We start from the raw sequence: 331 nt of genomic DNA, 5'->3' as shown, positions 1-331 counted from the left end.
AGTGGCTACACAGATCGCCCGCTTTGTGGCGCCGGAAAATCCCCTTCCGGGTTGGCACTCTCCAGAACAAGCTTGGGCACAAACTCAGGGTCAATTGGCTTGGTATCGTGCGATGGTTGAAAAGGGCGAAATGACCCAAATCCGAAATTGGAATGAGTTGGAAGCGCACTTGGCTCACTGGAATCAAGGCGAGGACAAAAGCCAAAAGCCGGTGGGATTTATCCTTTCACTCGAGGGCGCTGATTCGATTGTGAGCCTAAGTTATTTGGAAAAAGCCTACGAAAGCGGCCTTCGTGCTTTAGGTCCGGCACATTATGGCCCTGGGCGCTAT

At 52.3% G+C, this 331-nt stretch carries 1 pseudogene; it reads left to right on the top strand.

Annotated features, from left to right (window positions below):
• Positions 1–331, top strand: a pseudogene (locus ACNKXV_RS13790) (peptidase M19); the annotation flags it as partial.

The organism is Christiangramia aquimixticola (assembly GCF_048285835.1).
Lineage (GTDB): Bacteria > Bacteroidota > Bacteroidia > Flavobacteriales > Flavobacteriaceae > Christiangramia > Christiangramia aquimixticola.
The sequence above is the reverse complement of the archived record's forward strand: the minus strand, read 5'-3'. Positions and strand labels throughout refer to the sequence as shown.